Raw genomic sequence first — 18,285 nt, 5'->3', positions numbered from 1 at the left:
TGGACGCCAGCCGCGTGGCGGAACTATTTCACATGCGATACCATTATCGAATCTGAAACTAGTTCGGAGGAGATCGCATGCGGGAGGTGCCCGGGCAGCTGCTGCCCGTCAACGGCCGCACCGTCTACGTGGAACAGTCCGGCCGCACCGGCGACCCGGGACAGCCCGGCGCCGGGAAGCACGTCGTGTTCGAGGCCGGCTCCGGTTGCGGCCGCACCTTCTGGGATCCGTTGCTGCCGCTGCTGGCGGACGAGGCCCACCTGGTCACCTACGACCGGGCGGGCCGCGTGCGCACCGGTCCCCTGTCGACACCGCTGACCGTCGACGGGATGGCCGACGACCTCGTGGCCCTGGTCGACGCCGTGGTGCCGGGCGACTTCGTGCTGGTGGCGCACAGCCTGGGCGGTCTGGTCACCCGCCGGGCCGCCGAACGCCTCGGTACGCGCCTGCGCGGCCTGCTGCTGATCGACACGCTGCCGGAGAACTCGCCGGTCTACGACGAGGTCGCGTGGGCGAAGACCACCCAGCAGGTCGACCGGGTGCTGGCGGTGGGCCAGGCGCTCAGCCGGTTCCGGCCGCTGGGCCGCCTGTTCAGCGCGAACGTCCGGCCGTACTACTCGGCCGACACCTACGAGACCATGCTGGCCGAGGACTTCACTCCGGCCGGGACGGCGCAGACCCGCCGCGAGATGCAGGCGGTCGCCGCCGCGATTCCGCAGTTCCGCGCGGATCCGCCGAAGCCGCCCGCCTGCCCGGCGATCCTGCTCTCGGCCGCGAAGCCGGCCAAGGGACGCGAGCGCCAGAACGCCCTCACCCGCGAACACCAGCGCCGGTACGCCGAATCCCTGCCCGACTGCCGCTACGAGAGCGTCGACTCGGCACACCTCGTCCAGGCCGAACAGCCCGAGCTGGTGGCCGCCCGAATCCGGGAACTGCTCGCCCACGCGTGACACACCACGGCGGACGCACACCACCTCGGCGATCTTGCGCGAATATCTCGAAAATCGTCGGCAATGCCCGAATAGCCCGGACATTCGCGCAAGATCGCCGCAGACGGGCGGGGGCGGGGGCGGGGGTTACGGGTGGTTGCCGGGGGTGTGGCCGAACGTCCGGCGGAACACGTCGATGAACGCGCTGGCCGACGCCCATCCGCACCGGTGCGCCACCGCCGTCACCGGAACCCCTTCGGCGAGCAGGATCAGCGCGTGGTGCAGCCGCAGCTGCGTACGCCACTGGGGGAAGGTCATCCCCAGGTCGGCCCGGAACAGCCGCGACAGCGTCCGGTCGCTGGCTCCGACCGCGCGGCCGAGTTCGGCGAGCGTGCGCCCGTCGGCCGGGTCGGCGCGCAGCAGGTCGCAGACCTCTCGCAGCAGCGGGACGGTCGGTGCCGGGACGTGCAGCGGCTGCTGCGGTGACGCCCGGATCTGGTCGAGCAGCACCGCCCGCAGCCGCGCCCGTTGCGGTCCCCCGTCCCCCGGATCCCGCGTGTACGCGACGATCAGTTCCCGCAGCAGCGGCCCCACCGCGAGCACGGTCGGCGTACGCAGCCGCAGCGGGTCGCCGGGGATCCCGATCAGGTGGAGTTCGACCTCGCCGTGGGCCTGGTGGGCGTGCACAGTCCCGGCCGGCACCCAGATCGCCCGGTTGCCGGCGGCCACCCACGAACCCGCGTCGGTCGTGACGGTCAGGACGCCGCGGCCCGCGTACGCGATCTGGTGGTCGTCGTGCCGGTGCGCGTCGATCACGCCGCCGGCCGCCAGCCGCTGGGCGCGGGTGGGGGCGACCGGATCGTGGCGGATTTGCGGCATCACCCGGCAGTTTATCGGAAGCGCGACAGGGCGTCCGGGCCGGATCATGACCGGGTGCGCCGAACCTCCGCCATCCCCCTGCTGTCCGTCGGACATGCCAGCGTCGACGTCTACCAGGGCATCGTGGCCGCCCTCGTGCCGTACTTCGTCGCCGAGCGCGCGTACGGCTATGCCACCGTGTCCGGCCTCGTGCTCGCCGCGTCGCTTCTCTCTTCGGTGGCGCAGCCGGTCTTCGGCGCGCTGACCGACCGCTTCGCGATGCCCTGGCTGCTGCCGGCCAGCACCCTGCTGTCCGGTGCGGGGGCCGCGCTGAGCGGGCTCGCCGGCTCGTACCGGCTGACGCTCGTGTTCATGGCGGTCTGCGGGGTGGGCGTGGCCGCGTACCACCCGGAGTCGGCGCGCGTCGCCCGGCTCGCCAGCGACGGCAGTCACCGCGCGATGAGCTGGTTCTCCGTCGGCGGCAACATCGGATTCGCGGCCGCCCCGCTGGTCGTCGCCGCCGTCGTCGGCACCGGCGGGCTGCGCCGCACCCCGCTGCTCCTCCTGCCCGCCCTCCTCGGCGCCGCGGTCTGCCTGCCGGTCCTGCGCGGCCTGCGCCGCACCGGCACCGCCGCGACCGCCGCGGCCCGCTCCGGCACCGACGACGTCCCGTCCTTCCTGCGGCTGTCCTGCGCCGTCGTCTGCCGCTCGATCGTCTTCACCGGCCTCGCCACCTTCCTTTCCCTGTACGCGCACCAGCGCGTACCGGATGTCCCGGCGGCCGGGACCGCGGCCCTGTTCGTGCTGTACCTGGGCGGCGCCTTCGGTTCCGTCCTCGGCGGTACGCTCGCCCAGCGCTTCGATCGCGTACGCGTCTCGCAGTGGTCGTACCTGGTGACGGTCGCAGCGGTCGCCGGGGTGGTGTTCGTGCCCGGCCCGGCCTTCTTCGCGTTCGTGGCGCTCACGTCGGCCGGGCTCTACATCCCGTTCTCCCTGCAGGTGACCCTCGGCCAGGATTACCTGCCGTCGCGGGTCGGCACCGCCAGCGGCATCACCCTGGGGCTGACCGTCTCCATCGGCGGCCTCGCCAGCCCGGTGATCGGCCGCGTCGCCGACGTGACCTCCCTGCGTACCGCGCTGGCGCCGCTGGTGGTACTGCCGGCCCTGGCCTGGCTGCTGTTCCGGACCCTGCCGGAGCCGGCGTTACCGCTCACATCGCCGGGTGCGGAGGTTCCGTCAGCGGCGTCGACGGCCGCAGCATCGCCTCCCCGAGCGGCGTGACGGTGTGCAGCGCGGTCCGGCCGTACCGGATCGTCGTGATGAGACCCGCGTTGCGCAGCACGGTCGCGTGCTCGCTCGCCGACGCCGCCGAGATACGCAGCCCCCGGGCCAGTTCCCCGGTGAGACTGCCCGGCGACGCCGCGATGGCGGCCAGCAGGTACGCGCGCGTACGCCCGAGCAGGGCGGCCAGCGAATTCTGCCCGCGCAGCACGGCCGGCCGGCCGTCGGTGGTCGCCGGATACACCAGCGTCGGCGGCCCGTCCCGGCGATCGTGGTGCCACAGCGCCGGCTGCGCGCCGGTGAACACGGACGGCTGCAGGTGCAGCCCGCGCCCGCCGAGGTGGACGTCCGCCTCGTAGGTCGTGGACAACCCCACCCGCAGCACCGGCTCGCGCCAGCTGATCTGATGGTGCAACGTGTTGAGCAGCCGGTCGAGCCCGCCGTCGGCCAGCACCCGATGGCGCACCGCGAGGTCGCCGTCCACCAGCGACCGCACGTCGTTCCAGTAGGGACCGATGGCGGTGTCGAAGTACGCGGTCACCGCCGAGCTGAGGTCGCGCAGCCCGGCGCTGCCCTCGTCGGCGTACCGGGCGGTGGCCGACGGCACGTCGTAGTAGGTTCCGATGTCGTTCAGGTAGCCCCGGATGGTCGGCGTCGTCGTCGACACCACCTGCGCGAGGCGCTGCTCCCCCGAGCCCTCGATCGTCCTCGGGTCCAGAAAGTCGGGCAGCACCCAGCCGTACGGTACGAACTCCATCAGCGGGCGTACGCGCTGGTCGAACCGGCCGCGCAGGGCCCGCCGCCAGTTCGCCAGCCGGTGCGAGCCCGGCGTCAGGCCGCGGATCGCCCGCAGGCTCATGGTCATCTCGATCATCGGGCTCGGTGCGGTGGTCAGCCGCGTACGGGCGAGGTCGTCGGCGGTGAAATGGATACGTAGTGCCCCCATGGCGGCGCCTCCGGTCGTACAGGTCGATACGGACACAGCGGTCGTCTCTGCATCCGTATCGACACGCATACCGGATTGAATGGGTTGCAGCGGAAAAGTGAGACGAGGCACACGGGGCGGGATGGCAACCCGTCCCGCCCCGTGTGCGAGGGGTCAGCGCGCAGCCGTCAGGGCAGGCGCGATGGATCCAGAATCGGGTAAGGCAGCTGATAGGGCAGTTGCGTGTACCCGGTCACCTGCGTCTGCACGTCCACGTAGGTCTTCGCCTTCATCCACCAGAACGAGCGCGTCTTCCGCAGGACCTTTCGCACCTGAATGATCGGGACGACGGTGAAGTACTGGGTGTACGGCACGTTGGCCTGAGGTTGTGCGAGGAGGAGCTTCTGTGCCGTGGTCGAGGAACTGCTCGAGCTCGAATTGCTGGAATAGTTGCCGTTGAAGGTGACGAACTTGGTGAAGGTGGCGCTCACCCCCCAGCTCTTGGTCTTCACCACGGACTGCACGTCCGTGACCGACAGTTCCACCGGGCCCGGCGTCGTGTTGGGCGGAATCGAACCGGCCTGCCCGATGGTGGTGGAGTAGTCCACGAACGTCGTCCATCCTGCGTTGATGACGGTTCCGCATTCGCCGAACGCCGGCGGGTCGCAGTCGTCGCCGAGTACCGGCAGGGCGTCGACCGCCGCCTGATCGAGATGCGGATAAGGGAGCAGCTGGTCGTACCCGTGAGCGTCGGCGGGGTACGCCATTCCCGACCCGGGGACGGCGACGGTGCCGCTGCTGGTGGGGGCCGGCGGAGGGGCGGGGTCGGAGTCGGGGTCGCCGTTGTTGACGGGGTGGTAGTCGGGGTCCCGGGTGTGACCCTGCCGGGGCTGGTCAGGACCGCCACCGAGGTAGATCTCGGATGGCCCGTACCACTTGTCCTCGGTGCGCAGGCCCGACGGGTCGCTGCGGTTGACCGGGTCGTCGGCGCCGTACGCGAAACCGCCGATCTGGTCGAGATCCGCCGTTTCCAGGACGGGATCGGGTTGCAGGAACCGGCCGAGCAGCGAGTCGTACTGCCGTGGCCCGATGAGCGTCAGGCCGGAAGCGGCGTCGGTCGGCTTGTTGAGGAACGTGCGCTCGTCGGGCCAGGTGCCGAGAGCGTACGAGCCCTGATCGGGGCCACGGGCGTTGCCGTAGGGATCGAAGGTCCGCCGGGCGACCGCCTGGGTGTGGCCGTCGACGTCGACGGTGGAGGTGCCGTGCGGATCCGCGAACGTGAACGTGACCGCCCCGTCGCTGCTTTCGATCGACTGCGCGCCGCCGGGGCCGGCGATGTGCCGGATCCCGGATGCGGTCGCGGTCGCGGTGTTGTAGTGGACCTCCTGGCTGCCCAGGTAGAGGACGTTCTCACCGGGATCGTGCTGAATCAGCAGCGAGCCGCCGGCGTCGTACACGTAGGAACTGGCAGCCGACCCGGTGGTCGCGGTGGCGACCCGGCCCGTGCTGTCGTAGCCGAAGCTCTGACTTCCCTTGGTTCGGTTCTTCGTGCCACCGCTGGCGTTGTAGGTGTATGTGTCCGTGCTGGTCCCGGGTGGACCAGTCGTTGTCACTGATTGCAGGAGGTTGGACGCGGCCGGGTACGCGTACGCGTGCTTGACGTCCTTGGACGTGACCCCGGTGATGTCGTGGATCGTGTCCGCTGTGCGGTCCCCGTTGGACTTGTAGCCGTAGGTGCTCCAGTACGGTGTGGGGCCGCCGATCTGGCTCGCCGCGGTGGCCGAGGTCGGTGCCGCGTGGGCGCACGCGCCGGTGTTCGGCAGGAACTGCGTTCCGGCGGACGTCACCGTGCCGGTGTCGGTCCACGCGGTGGTGACCCGGCCGGCGTAGTCGTAGCCGAAGCACTGCAGGTCCGTGCCGCCGGTGCTGCGGGCGTCCCTGACCGCGGTGATCTGCCCGGCCGGGTTGTAGTAGGTGTCGACGGTGTCGAGCGCCGCCGACTGCGACTCCTCGTTGAACGTCTGGGTGAGCAGGCGTCCGCTGGCGGCGTCGTAGGCGTACGTGACCGCGGCCTGGTTGGGCTTGGTGCCCAGGGTGGTGCGGATCGGCTTGCCGAGCGGATCGTAGGCGACGTCGGTCACCGCCGACACGCTCGATCCGACCGAGACCAGTTCGCCGGGCACGTCGTACGCGCTGGTGACGTCCTCCTGCGCCAGGCCGCCCGCGGCGGGCAGCGTGGTGACGGCGGGCAGGCCGATGTTGGGCGTGAACGTCTGCGCGGTGGTGTAGGTGCCGTCGATGCCGGTGTTGCCGTCACCGGCCGGGATCACGATCTTCGAGCCCGTCGGCGTGTACGCGCCGGCCATGGTCGCGGCGTATCCGCTGACGGTCGTCGTGTACGCGAATCCGTTGTGGTACGCCGTCGAGGACACCGGCTGCCCCTTGGCACCCGACATCCCGGTGTCGTACGTCCAGGCGGCGACCTGCGTACCGGTGCCGGGGGTGGCCGAACCGGTGAACTGGGTCAGTTTGCGGCCCAGCACGTCGTAGGTGAACGTGTTGTAGATCCCGTCGGCATCCTTCGTGGACAGTACGCGGTTGTCGTCGTCGTACGCCGTCGTCGTGTCGCCGGCGGACGGGTCGTGGCTGACCGTCCTGCGACCCCGCAGGTCGTACTGGAATCGCCAGTTGTCGCCGTTGGGGTCGAGGATCGCGGTCTGCCGTCCGGCCGCGTCGTAGGTGTAGGCGAGGACGTCCGCGTCGGTGCGCACGCCGGTGGCGGCCGGTCCGGTGTAGCGCCACAGTTCGGTGGTGTGGCCGCGTACGTCGGTGAAGGTCGAGGTCGGTGCGGTTCCGGCCGGCGGGGTCACGTCGACCCGGCCGGCGCCCGGGTACGCGGTCGTGGTGCTCGTCTGGACGACCGCGAACTGGTAGATCGTGGCCCGCACCGCCCGGCCGAGCCCGTCGTAGGTGGTCGCCGCCGAGCCCGGGACGGCGTCGTCGTCGGTGATCTGGAGAGTGCTGGTCGGGCCGGCGTCCTTGTTGAAGTAGGTGGTGTGCGTCTTGGCCGCCCAGCCGTGCGAGTCGTAGTAGTTGTCGGTGATCAGGCGGCCGGCGGTCCCGTTGAGGGTGTCGGTCTGCGACTGGCGGACCTCGCCGAACCCGTCGAGGATCGCGTACGCGCTGGCGTACCCGCCGTTCTCGCGCAGGGTCTGCGTCAGCGTGTACGCGGGCACGCCGCCGCCGAGGCCGTAGGAGTACTTCTGGTTCGGGCTGTCGGGGAAGGCGGACATGGCCCGGCCCGGCAGCCACACCTGGGTCAACCGGCCCAGTGGGTCGTACCGCAGGTCGGTGAGGCGGCCGTTGGGGTCGGTGATCTCCGTCGGCGCCGAGCGGCCAGGATCGACCGTCGTGGTCGTGACGAAGCCCTTCGGGTTGACGGAGACGAGCTGCGTCGGCAGGGCTCCGGTGGCCGGCGTGTAGACCGTTCTCGTGATGCCGGCCGCCGGGTGGGCCGGGTCGGCGTTCGGGTCGGTCGCCGTCAGCGTCCGCCCGTACGCGTCGAACGTCGCCGTCGCGGTGTTGACATAGGACGGTGTGCTTCCGTTGTAGGAGGCGAGGATCTGCGTACCGGTGACGTCGGCGACCGGCTGGCCGCCCGCGTACGCGGCGTTGTCGAGCGATCCCGCGGCGGTGTTGCCGTCGTACAGCGTGACCGCGTCGCCGAGTGTGGTCGTCGGGCCCGGCGTCGTGGCGCAGCCGCCCGCGACGGTCAGCCTCTCGTAGGGGTAGGTCAGCAGGTTCGGGTTGGCCGACGTCGCGTACTTGACGAGGGAGCAGGTCTCGGGCGATGAGGCCGAGCCGTCGCCCTTGTCGTCGGTGGCGGTGAGCCGGTCGCCGTGCGCGGCGTCGTAGGTGTAGTCCACCTCGTGGGTCCGCCAGGTGCCGCCGGCGAGCAGGTCGCGGGTGACGGTCTTGGTGGTGTCGGTCTGCACGGAGGTCTGCGCCGGCAGCGGCGTCGGCCGGACGTGCGTGGCGAGCGGAGACGAGACGTGCGGCGTGCTCACGACGTCGCTGACGACATGGCCGCCGTCGCTGTCGAAGGTCTCGGTCTCCAGGACGGTGCCCGCGAGGGCGTCCGTGTCGCGGTACGCGGCGCCCTGGCTGTCGGTGACGGTGACGGACCGGGTGGTGCCGGTCGCGCTGAGGTCGCCGTCGAGGCCGCGCAGGTAGGTGACCTGCGACTTGGTCACCGGGTCCGGCGCGGCGCCGGTCCGGGTGATCACCTTCTGGTAGCCGCGCCACTGGTCCCAGGTGCGGTCCTCGTTCTTGACGAACTCGCTGTCGTTGTCGTGCCACGCCGGGGTGCCGACGTACTCGTAGGTCGTGACGCGGGCCGGTGAGGCGGTGGCCGTGATCGAGTCGTTGACGGTCACGGACTTCACGACGTATTTGGTGAACCAGTCGGTGATCTTCGCGCCGCCGACCGGCGTCCAGTTGACCGGGTAGCAGAGCATCGTGTTCGCGTCCGCCGAGGCGGGCAGGTTCACCGGTGCCGACTGCGAGCAGGTGGGGTCGGAGTAGGCGACGGTCACCTTTGCACCGAGCTCGTCGGTGATCGTCTGCAGCCGGTAGTGGATCATCGACGGCAGCGTCTGGCCGTTGGCCGTGCGCCCGGGGACGCGGTTGGCCATCTGCTTGCCCGTGAAGGAGATCGCGGGCTCCGCCTGGCCGGTCACCCCGTCGGCGGCGTACCCGGTGTGCTGCACCGAATCCAGCCACAGGCTCGCGGGGTAGCCGTCGCCGGGCTCCGGCCACGAGTGCGCCAGGGTGTAGGTGTCCACCGGCCGCGGCGTACCGCCGACGGTGACCTGCGTGGTGATCGCGTGCAGCATCCGGGTCGACCAGAAGGTCGGCGAGTACTGCGTACAGGTTCCGGTGGCCGGGCAGTTCAGGTAGAACGGCGTGTCCCGCCAGTAGCCGGCCGTCGAGCCGTTGAGGCCGCCCGGCTGGCAGCCGCCCGGGTCGCCCATGCACCGCTCGACCACGTCGAAGTCGACCTCGGCCGCGGGCTTCGCGGTCCCGGTCGCCACGTCCCCGGTACGCCAGCCGTAGCCGATCTTCCGCAGGTTGCCCGCCCGGACATAGGACGTGACCGTGCCCGCCGCGAGGCCGTCGTATCCCCGCGTGTAGTTGCCGGTCTCCTGCTCGTAGGTGTAGACGGTGGTGTTGCCGTGGGGGTCCACGACGTAGTCCAGGTTCCAGCGGTAGCCCTGCTGGCACCAGGACGACGAGAAGCCGGCCGAGTTGTAGCAGGGCTGGCCGGCCGCGGTCGCGTACACGGGTTCGGTGAACGCGGCGTTGGACGCCGGGTCCGCTCCGGTGCCGCCGGCCGACGGCGGCAGGTGCCCGGCGCCGTAGAAGTACTTCGTCCCGTCCGGCATGGTGATCTGCCAGTAGGTCCGGTCGGCGGTCCCGTTGGACGGGAAGGTCGAGGGCAGCGTCTTCTCCTCGACGGTGGTGCCGTCGTCCGTCGCGAGCTTCCACACGCCGTTGGCGTCGTTGCGGACCAGGCCGCCCGCGTGGGAGCCGCCCGCCAGCGTCGCGTTGTCGTTCTTCCAGCACAGGTCGCCGGTGTGCTGGCCGGCGTCGGCGCAGGACTGGAAGGAGCGTTCGATGAAGCCCGGGTTGTACCCCCAGCCGTCGCCGATCCAGGACGCCTGCGAGTTGGCGTTGACGGACTCGCCGTCCACGCTGCCCGAGTCGTAGTTCAGGGCGACGTTGGGGGTGGCGCCGCCGAGCGCGGGCGGGACCTTGACCGGCACCGAGTACGTGAGCGCGCCGGAGTTGCCGCCCGCGCTCCAGGTGTCCGAACTCTTCAGCGACGTGGCCGAGTACGAGCCGTTCGGGCTCGACGCGGCGGCCGTCGTGGCGACGAGCATCGGGGTGGCGGAGACGCTGACCGCGCTGGTGGCGGCCAGCGGCGTCTGGGTGCGGCAGCCGGCCGCCGACGGCGTCGTCAGGGCGCAGGCGGGCAGCTTCACCAGGTGCAGGGAGGCCGCGTAGTCACCGCCGTACGCGCCGGCGAGCGCGGCGGAGTCCAGGCCGACCGCGAGCGGGGTCGGGCTCGCCGCCGACAGGCTCATGAGGACGCCGTCGACACCGGCGGCGAGTGCCTTCGCGTGGTCGGCGACGGCGACGGAGACGTGGGTGGGCGTACCGGTGCGCAGGGTCAGGCCGGTGCCCGGTACGGCGGTCGGCGCGTCGGGGACGGCGATGTCCACCGTGTGCGCGCCGGGCCATTTCGCGGCGTGGGCCGCGCGGGTGGCGGGCATCGCCGAGCGGGCGGCGCCCGGCTTGCCCGTTGCGGGGTGGCCCGCCACCGACTTCGTCGTCGGCAGCGGGAAAGGGGACCAGACCTTGTGGCTGTCCCCCTGCGACGGCCGGGCGAATGCCGCGTCCGGTGTCGCGAGGCTGAGCACGAGGACGCCCGCGGACAGGGCCGCGAGCATGCTCGTGCGGACGGGCCGGCGCCGTGGCGCCGGCCCGTGGCGGAGTTCTCCCACCAGGACCTCACTTCGTGAGTGCATACAGGTGCGGCCAGCTTTTCGCCGTCCGCCGGGTACTCCGGACATATTTCGGGCAGCGGCGAAACGACGCGCCACCGCGATCGGGCCGGTGCGACGGTCCCAGCCATGAGTCCTTCGACGTCCGCCGGAAAGCGCAGTGAGGCGCTGCGGTCCGGCCCAGCAGGCGCGCGCCTCGCGCGCGGACTTCTTCCCACCCTGGTCGCGGCCCTGGCCGTAGCGACCCTCCCGTACGCGGTCCCGGCCGCCGCCGATGCCGGCCCGGCCCGTACGGCTCCGAACGCGCTCGCCCCCGCTGTCGCCACTCCGGTACGCGGAGCGGCCCGATCCCTCGACGCCCCGCGGCGGACGGCGTCGGCGAAGGCCCGCACGACCGGCAAAGCCGTGCCGGTGACCGAACTGACCGACGAGTACTCGACCACCGTGGCGAATCCCGACGGCACTTTCACCCTGCACACCGCCGTGACGCCGCAACGGGTCAAGCAGAACGGCGCCTGGACCGGCCTGGACACGACGCTCGTGGCCAATCCCGACGGCACGTTCTCGCCCCGCGCTTCGCTGCACCCGGTACGCCTGTCCGGCGGTGCCGCCGGCGTACCGTTGCTGGCTCTGGAGAACGGATCGGCCCGGCTCGCGTACGCGTGGCCGGGTTCCCTGCCCCGGCCGCGGATCGCCGGCAACGAGGCCGTCTACCCCGGCGTGTACCCGGGCGTCGACCTGCGGGTGACCGTGGACGCCAACGGCGGCGCCGAGGACACGCTCGTGATCCGGGACGCGTCCGCCGCGGCGAACCCGGCCCTGCGGCATCTGCGTCTCGGCGTACGGGCGCGGGGCGTGACGCTGCGCCGGGACGCGGCCGGCACGGTCCAGGCGGTGCTGGCGGACGGCAAGGTCGCGTTCTCGTCCGGCGACGCCCGGATGTGGGACTCCAACCACACCGCACCGCCGAAGGGCGCGGCCGACCAGCCGTCCACTGCGGACGGTCCCGGCCGGGGAGCCCGGGTGGCGCACGTCGGCCAGACCATCTCCGCGACCGCCGCCGACATCACCCCCGATCCGGCTCTGCTGACCGGAAGCGGCGTGAAGTACCCGGTGTTCGTCGACCCCGCGGTCGTCAACAGCCCGACGACGGCGCAGCACTTCAACCAGCTGACCCAGGCCGAGCCGGGCGCCACCGCGACCTTCGACCGGGCCCAGCCGTCCGGTGAGGGCGTCGGCTACCAGGGCGGCTACTACGGCGGCTCGACCGGCGGCGGCGCGTACGCGTCCGGCGACCAGTGCCCCTGCGGCATCGACCGGTCCGACTTCCAGATCGGCATACCCACGACCATCTGGGGCGCGACGATCCAGCACGCGTACCTGCAGGCGACCGCGCGGTTCGAGTCGGACCAGTACAACCACAGCGCCACGCTGTCGATGTACTCCACCTGCGCGCTCGTCGCCGGCCAGCGGTGGAACGTGCCGCCGTGCATCGACGCGTCGGCGAACCCGTTCTATCCCGCCCCGGTGTCGACGTTCGACCTGCACACGCCGGAGCGCACGCCGCCGACGAACTATCCCGGCCAGTCGATCCAGATCGGCAACACCAACAGCAGCGACTGGCATGTCACCGCGGCGATGCAGAAGGTCGCCGATCTGCACCTGAGCGCGTGGTCGGTGGAGATCCGCGGGGACGAGTCCAACGCGTACAACTTCATCCGCATCGACCAGACCGCGATCGACTTCGTCATTCAGTACGACTTCCCGCCCGACGCGCCGACCGCGCTGCACTCGTCGCCCAACCCGCACAACGGGGACGGCTCCGCACCCGTGTCCTGTATGAACAATGGCTGGCTCGGCGCCGCCGACGGCAACGCCGTGACGCTGTCCGACTGGGTCACCTCCCGCGTCCACACGTCGACGACCCTCACCAACGCGGTCACGCTGACCGACACCACCACGGGCACGGTCACCAAGCCGACCGCCAGCACCGGCCTGGTCCCCACCGGCGCCCAGGCCAACGCCACGGTCACCGGCCTGCTCGACGGCCACCACTACACCTGGTACCCGACGGTCACCAGCAACGCGCTCAACGGCTACGCCGGGTTGAGCACGACCGGCTCGACCTGCGCGTTCACCACCGACTTCGACCGGCCGACGAACGTCGGCGCGGCGTCGACGGACTTCCCCGCCGCCGGCGCCGGCTACAGCCACCTGGCCGCCGGCCAGGCCGGCACGTTCACCCTGTCCGCGAGCGACCCCGCGCCGTCGAGCGGCTCGGCGTCGGGCCTGTGGTGCTACGGCTACGCGTTCGACTCCCACGTCAGCGTCCCCGGCAACGGCTCCACCTGCACGCCGAACCCCGGCACCGACAGCGGCGTCGTCCTGGCCGGCGCCAACGGCAGCGCTCAGATCAGCTGGACGCCCGCGTGGGGCACGCACACCCTCGAGGTGTACGCGATCGACCGGGCCGGCAACACCGCCGGGCAGACGCAGACGTACACGTTCTACGCGCCGGAGAACCCGAAGGCGTCCCCGTCGCCGGGTGACGTGACCGGGGACGGCGTACCGGACATGCTGCTCCCCGACAGCAGTGGCAACCTGCGCGTCTACCAGATGAGCGTGGACCCGGCGTCGGGCGGCGCGATCGCCGCCGCGGCCGCGGACGCGCCGCCCGGCAGCACCAACGGCTGGGCCGACCCGAACCTCCTGGTGACCCACCGCGGCTCGATGCACGGGCTGTTCGTCGACGACCTGCTCGTGCACCTGCGCGGCAACCCCGTCCTGTACATCTACCGCAACGACAGCACCGGGCACTTCTCCGCCGGCGGCCGGGTCGTGCTGACCCAGCCGTCCTGCCCGGGCTGCGGCAACGGCTATCCCACCGACGGCAGCTGGGCGAACCTGGTGGGGCTGACCGCCCTGGGCGACAGCGACAAGGGCGCGGTCGGCGACGTCCTCGGCTCGGGCATCGGCTCCGACCCGGCGGACTTCCTGGCCACCATGACCGAGGGCACGAAGCGGCACCTGTGGCTGTTCCACCAGTACTCCGCCAACTCGCTGTCCCCGACGGTGATCCTGGCGTCCAACGCGGCCACCGACTCGGCGACGAGCTGGACCACTCCCTCCTTCAGCCCCGGCGACTCCACCGGCGACGGGCTGCCCGACGTCTGGACCCGCGACGGATCCGGCAACCTCCTGCGGTACGCGTCCGCGAAGAAGGCCGACGGCACGGTCGACTGGACGGGCATCGGCGGCGGCCACGGCACGACCACCCTCACGACCGGGCTGACCGCCGCGGCGTACCCGGTGGTGTCGAGCGCCGGCGACCTGACCGGTGACGCCCAGCCCGACCTGTGGGGCACGGGCACGGCCAACGGCGGCCAGCTGCTCGTGTGGCCGGGCAAGGCGGCCTCGCCCTACTTCGCGGCCCCGGTCGTGGTGGCCGGTTCGTCCTACAGCACCTCGCCGGCGTCGGCCCCGCCGGTGCTCACGTGGCTGTTCGGCAACTTCCGGTACACCGACGGCAGCACCGACCTGGTGAGCTCCGGCGGCGTGCTGACCGACAAGGACACCTCCGGCGGCGGCAACGCCGGTACGCTCTCGGCCGGTGTGACCGCCGGCCAGGGCCACGACGGGGCCGACGTGCACCTCAACGGCACGAGCGGCGTGGTGACCAGCGCGGCGAAGGCGGTCGACACCACGGCCGGGTTCACCGTCGCCGCGTGGGTCAACGCGACCGCGGGCACCACCGGTACGCGTACCGCGGTCAGCCAGAGCGGCACGTCGACCTCGCAGTTCGCGCTGCAGTACGACGCCGGGACGGGCAAGTGGGCGTTCACGGTCGCCGGGTCGGACGCCACGGGTCCCGCCTTCACCCGCTCGGTCGCGACGGCCGCCCCCGCCTTCGGCGTGTGGACGCACCTGACCGGCGTGTACGACGCGTCGGCGAAGACCGTCCAGCTGTACGTGAACGGGGCGGCTCAGGGCAGCCCGGTCGCGTACACGGCCGCGTGGAGTGCGACCGGATCCCTGCTGGCCGGTGCGGACCGGCGCAACGCAGCGACGGCCGACTTCTGGAACGGCGACCTGGACGACGTCGAGGTGTACGCGCGTACCCTGCCGGCCGCCGAGGTCGCGGGGCTCTACAACAACCAGAAGGCGCTGCTGCTCAAGCCGACGGCGACGAGCACCGTCCCGGCTCCGGTCAACCCGGCGACGGCCGGCTGCTCCCCGACCGGGCCGTACGGCGTGGTCGCGCCGACGGCGGCGTACCCGGTGCCGGCCCTGGACGTGACGGTCAGCGACACCGACCCGACGGTCACCGCGTCGGCCGACTTCGCCCTGTGGGACGAGACGGCCGGGCAGACCACCGGCCCCTGGAACGCCGGTACGCGCTTCGGCGGAGCGGCGTCGCACGAGTACCGGTTCACCCCGGCGCTCACCAGCGGCCACCGGTACGCGTGGTACGCGCGCACGAACGACGGGTCGACGACCTCGCCGCCGAGCGACGTCTGCCACTTCACGTACTCGGTCCCGTTCGGCATGTGGCCGGGCACCGCCACCCCCTCCCATGTGGACTCCGGCGACGGCGGCGCGATCGAGGTCGGCGTACGCTTCCGGGTCAGCCAGGCGGCGGTGGTCTCCGGTGTCGCGTTCTACAAGTCCGACGCCAACACCGGTACGCACACCGGCAGCCTCTGGACGAACACCGGCCAGCTCGTGGCGAGCGGCACCTTCGCCGGCGAGACGGCCGCCGGCTGGCAGACGCTGACGTTCGCCAGCCCGGTGTTCATCCCGGCCGGCACGACGTACGTGGCGTCGTACTACACGCCCAACGGGCACTACTCGTACGACTCCGGCACCTTCCTGACCGGCGGGGTCTCCGCGAGCGACGCGTCGGGCCTGCAGGTCACCGGGCTGCAGTACGGTGTGGACGGTCCGAACGCGACCTTCCACTACGGTTCGGCCGGCTTCCCGGCCACCGACGCCGGTGCGGCCAACAACTACTGGGTGCAGCCCCTGGTCCGGCTCGGCCTGGACAACGGGCCGCACGTCGTCTCCGCGACGCCCGTGGGCGGCAACGCCGACCCGGTCTACCCGGGTATCGAGGCCACCTTCGCGGCCCCGATCGACCCGGCCACCGTCACGTTCGCCCTGTCCTCACCGGCCGGGACCATGCCGGGCACCGCGACCTACGACGGATCGGGAGTCGGCTTCACGCCGCGCGGCCAGCTCACGCCGGGCACCACCTACACGGCGAGCGTCCGGGCCGCCGATCCGGCCGGCAACGCGATGCCCAGCGCGTACACGTGGACCTTCACGGTGAGCAGCGCGGCGCCGGACACCTGGCAGTGCACCTACGCCCCCTGCGGGCTGTGGGACAACGGCGTGCAGCCGGCGGTGGCGGACTTCGGTGACGGCAGCGCGAACGAACTGGGCACGGCCTTCACGACGGCGGCCGCCGCGCAGGTGACAGGGATCGCGTTCTACAAGAGCAGCGCCAACACCGGTACCCACACCGGCTCGCTCTGGCGGTCCGACGGCACGCTCCTGGCAACGGGCACGTTCACCGGCGAGACGGACAGCGGCTGGCAGACGCTGACGTTCGCGACGCCGCAGCCGATCGTGCCGGGCACGACCTACATCGCGTCGTACTCCGCCCCCAACGGGCACTACGCCGCCGACGTGGGCTACTTCACCAGCCCGCAGACGTACTACCCGATCACCGCGCCGGGGGCCGGCAACGGGGTCTACCGGTCGGGGGCGGGCTTCCCCGGCAACGCCAGCTCCAACCAGTCCAACTACTGGGTCCAGCCGCTGTTCACAGTGAGCTGACCCGCTGACCGGGCGTCCGGTGTGGCCACTGCCCCTGTCCACACCGGACGCCCTCCATACACGATCAAATTCCAGATCATATTCACGGCCCGGGTTCGTCGATCTCACCTCCGCTCCTCCCGCGGGAGACCGCTCCGGCCCCGCCAAACCCGGGCGGGGCCTGCACTGCCAGGCGAGTGGGGCGACGCATCCATCGCCACGGTCCGGTCGCGGTTTCATCCCAGGCATCCGCGATCGCGACCGGGGCGTCGCTGGTTCGACGATGGTGGCCGACCGGGTGATCAAGTACCCGGATTCTGTTGAGGTTGATCTCCATGGCTTGATCAAGTACCCGGGAGCTGCGGAATCAGCCGGTTTTCCGCAGGATTCGGGAACTTGATCACGCCGGCACTCCATGATCGAGCCGCCCAGCGGGGCCATGGCCCGCCGCCGGCCGCGGTGCGTAATAGCGGTATTTGATCACCCACAACCGGCCGGTTCGAACGAACCGCCACGCCGTCCGGCCGGTGCCCACCCGGACAAATGCGGAGAGACGCCGGCCATCGGCGACACGTCCTCGGGCGAGAGCGAGGATGATGGCGGGGTGCGGACGTCGACGAAGAGGAGATTGCCGGATGCCGAGACCTGTCGCGGTGCTGTTCGACTCCGGTGGCGTACTGATGCGGCCGAAGGGCGGCCGGTGGAACCCCCGGGCCGACTTCGAGGACATCCTGCGCGAACACTTTCCCACGCTGACCGACGCGGACCTGGCCGGCGCGGTCGAGGCCGGGGACGCGTACTTCGCCGGCGCGCTGTCCACACCGGACTATGACGACTACCACCGGGTGATGCTGGCGCGGCTGGGCCTCACCGCCACGCCGGAACTGCTGGCCGACCTGCGCCGTCCCGTCGACCCGAAGGTCATCCTGGAGACCTTCCCGGACGTCCTGCCGACCCTGCGCGCGCTCCGCGGGCGGGGCGTACGCATGGCCGTGGTCTCCGACGCCTGGGCGGAACTGCCGCAGCTGCACGATGCCCTCGGCCTCGGCGGCTTCTTCGAGGCGTACGCGATCTCGCAGCTGCTCGGCTGCCACAAGCCCGATCCGCGCATGTATCGGTACGCCAGCGACGCGCTCGGACTGCAGCCCGCCCAGTGCCTGTTCGTGGACGACGCTCCCGACCTGGTCGAGGCCGCGATCGCCCTGGGTTACCAGGGCCGGGCCGTCCTGCGCGAGCCGCCGGCGCAACCGTGCACGGTGGACTGGATCACCGGTATCGATCAGGTGCTTTCGCTGGTCTGAGCCCTTACTATGGCCGGATGATCGAGGCAAGCCAGGACATCCGGCGTCCCATGTGGATGCTCATCGGCCCCGGGTTGGGCACCATGCTCGCGGCGTACCAGGTCGGGGCGCTGCTCGGGCCGGTCCGCGAGACCGTCCAGCGGAACTTGGGCCTCAGCACCGTGACGACGCTGCTGCTCCTGCTCGGCCACCTCGTCGCCCTGGTGGTCGGCGCGGCCGCCGGATTCGCGCTGGGCCGGCGCATTCCCACGTCGATCGCGGTACCGGCGGTCGGCCTGATGCTCCTCGGCGACCTGATGATCGCTCTGGCCCCCAACGGTCTGGTGATGATCGTCGCGGCGCTGATCACCGGCTTCGGCGGCGGCGCGGTCTCCGGCGTCGCCCTGGGCCTGGCCGCCCAGACCGGCGAACGCCGCCTGGCACTGTTGGCCGCAGTCGGCGGGGTCGCGTTCGCCGGCCTGCTGTGCGGCCTGGTGTTCGGCTGGTTCATGACGACGGCGGTCAGCTGGCGGTGGACGTATTTCCTGGCGGTCCCGATGGCGCTGATCACGCTGGCGGTCACCGGCGGCGTCGGCCTCTTCGCCGTGACCCGGAAAGCCTGACCGGAA

At 71.6% G+C, this 18,285-nt stretch carries 8 protein-coding genes; 5 read left to right on the top strand and 3 right to left on the bottom strand.

Annotated features, from left to right (window positions below):
* Window positions 1–77: 77 nt before the first annotated feature.
* A complete protein-coding gene (locus tag G401_RS52480; RefSeq protein WP_027342117.1) occupies window positions 78–950 on the top strand; it encodes an alpha/beta fold hydrolase in 873 nt (290 codons plus the stop codon).
* Window positions 951–1,076: 126 nt separating this feature from the next.
* On the opposite strand, the gene G401_RS0108210 is transcribed toward G401_RS52480, so the two are convergent.
* Complete coding sequence (locus tag G401_RS0108210) at window positions 1,077–1,808, bottom strand: helix-turn-helix transcriptional regulator (protein ID WP_027342116.1); 732 nt, start codon at window positions 1,806–1,808, stop codon at window positions 1,077–1,079.
* A gap of 54 nt (window positions 1,809–1,862) precedes the next feature.
* On the opposite strand from G401_RS0108210, the gene G401_RS0108205 reads away from it, so the two are divergent.
* Complete coding sequence (locus G401_RS0108205; protein ID WP_027342115.1) at window positions 1,863–3,068, top strand: MFS transporter; 1,206 nt, start codon at window positions 1,863–1,865, stop codon at window positions 3,066–3,068.
* On the opposite strand, the gene G401_RS52475 is transcribed toward G401_RS0108205, so the two are convergent.
* Together G401_RS52475 and G401_RS44295 are read right to left on the bottom strand one after the other, a co-directional pair.
* On the bottom strand, window positions 2,998–4,014 hold the full coding sequence (locus G401_RS52475; protein WP_051366362.1) for a winged helix-turn-helix domain-containing protein: 1,017 nt from the start codon (window positions 4,012–4,014) through the stop codon (window positions 2,998–3,000). The genes G401_RS0108205 and G401_RS52475 overlap by 71 nt on opposite strands.
* 167 nt (window positions 4,015–4,181) lie before the next feature.
* On the bottom strand, window positions 4,182–10,583 hold the full coding sequence (locus tag G401_RS44295; protein ID WP_157545458.1) for an RHS repeat domain-containing protein: 6,402 nt from the start codon (window positions 10,581–10,583) through the stop codon (window positions 4,182–4,184).
* A gap of 105 nt (window positions 10,584–10,688) precedes the next feature.
* Here G401_RS44295 and G401_RS52470 point away from each other — a divergent pair, with 105 nt between their 5' ends.
* The 3 genes from G401_RS52470 to G401_RS52465 all read left to right on the top strand — a co-directional run bounded on the left by G401_RS52470 (window position 10,689) and on the right by G401_RS52465 (window position 18,279).
* A complete protein-coding gene (locus G401_RS52470; protein WP_051366360.1) occupies window positions 10,689–16,397 on the top strand; it encodes a DUF4082 domain-containing protein in 5,709 nt (1,902 codons plus the stop codon).
* Window positions 16,398–17,011: 614 nt separating this feature from the next.
* Entirely contained in the window at window positions 17,012–17,677 is a 666-nt protein-coding gene (locus G401_RS0108185) for an HAD family hydrolase (protein ID WP_027342114.1), read from the top strand.
* A 17-nt stretch (window positions 17,678–17,694) separates the two neighbouring features.
* Window positions 17,695–18,279, top strand: coding sequence for an MFS transporter (locus G401_RS52465; RefSeq protein ID WP_157545456.1), 585 nt, complete (start codon window positions 17,695–17,697; stop codon window positions 18,277–18,279).
* Window positions 18,280–18,285: the final 6 nt, after the last annotated feature.

The sequence above is a fragment of the Hamadaea tsunoensis DSM 44101 genome, assembly GCF_000428945.1.
Lineage (GTDB): Bacteria > Actinomycetota > Actinomycetes > Mycobacteriales > Micromonosporaceae > Hamadaea > Hamadaea tsunoensis.
The sequence above is the reverse complement of the archived record's forward strand: the minus strand, read 5'-3'. Positions and strand labels throughout refer to the sequence as shown.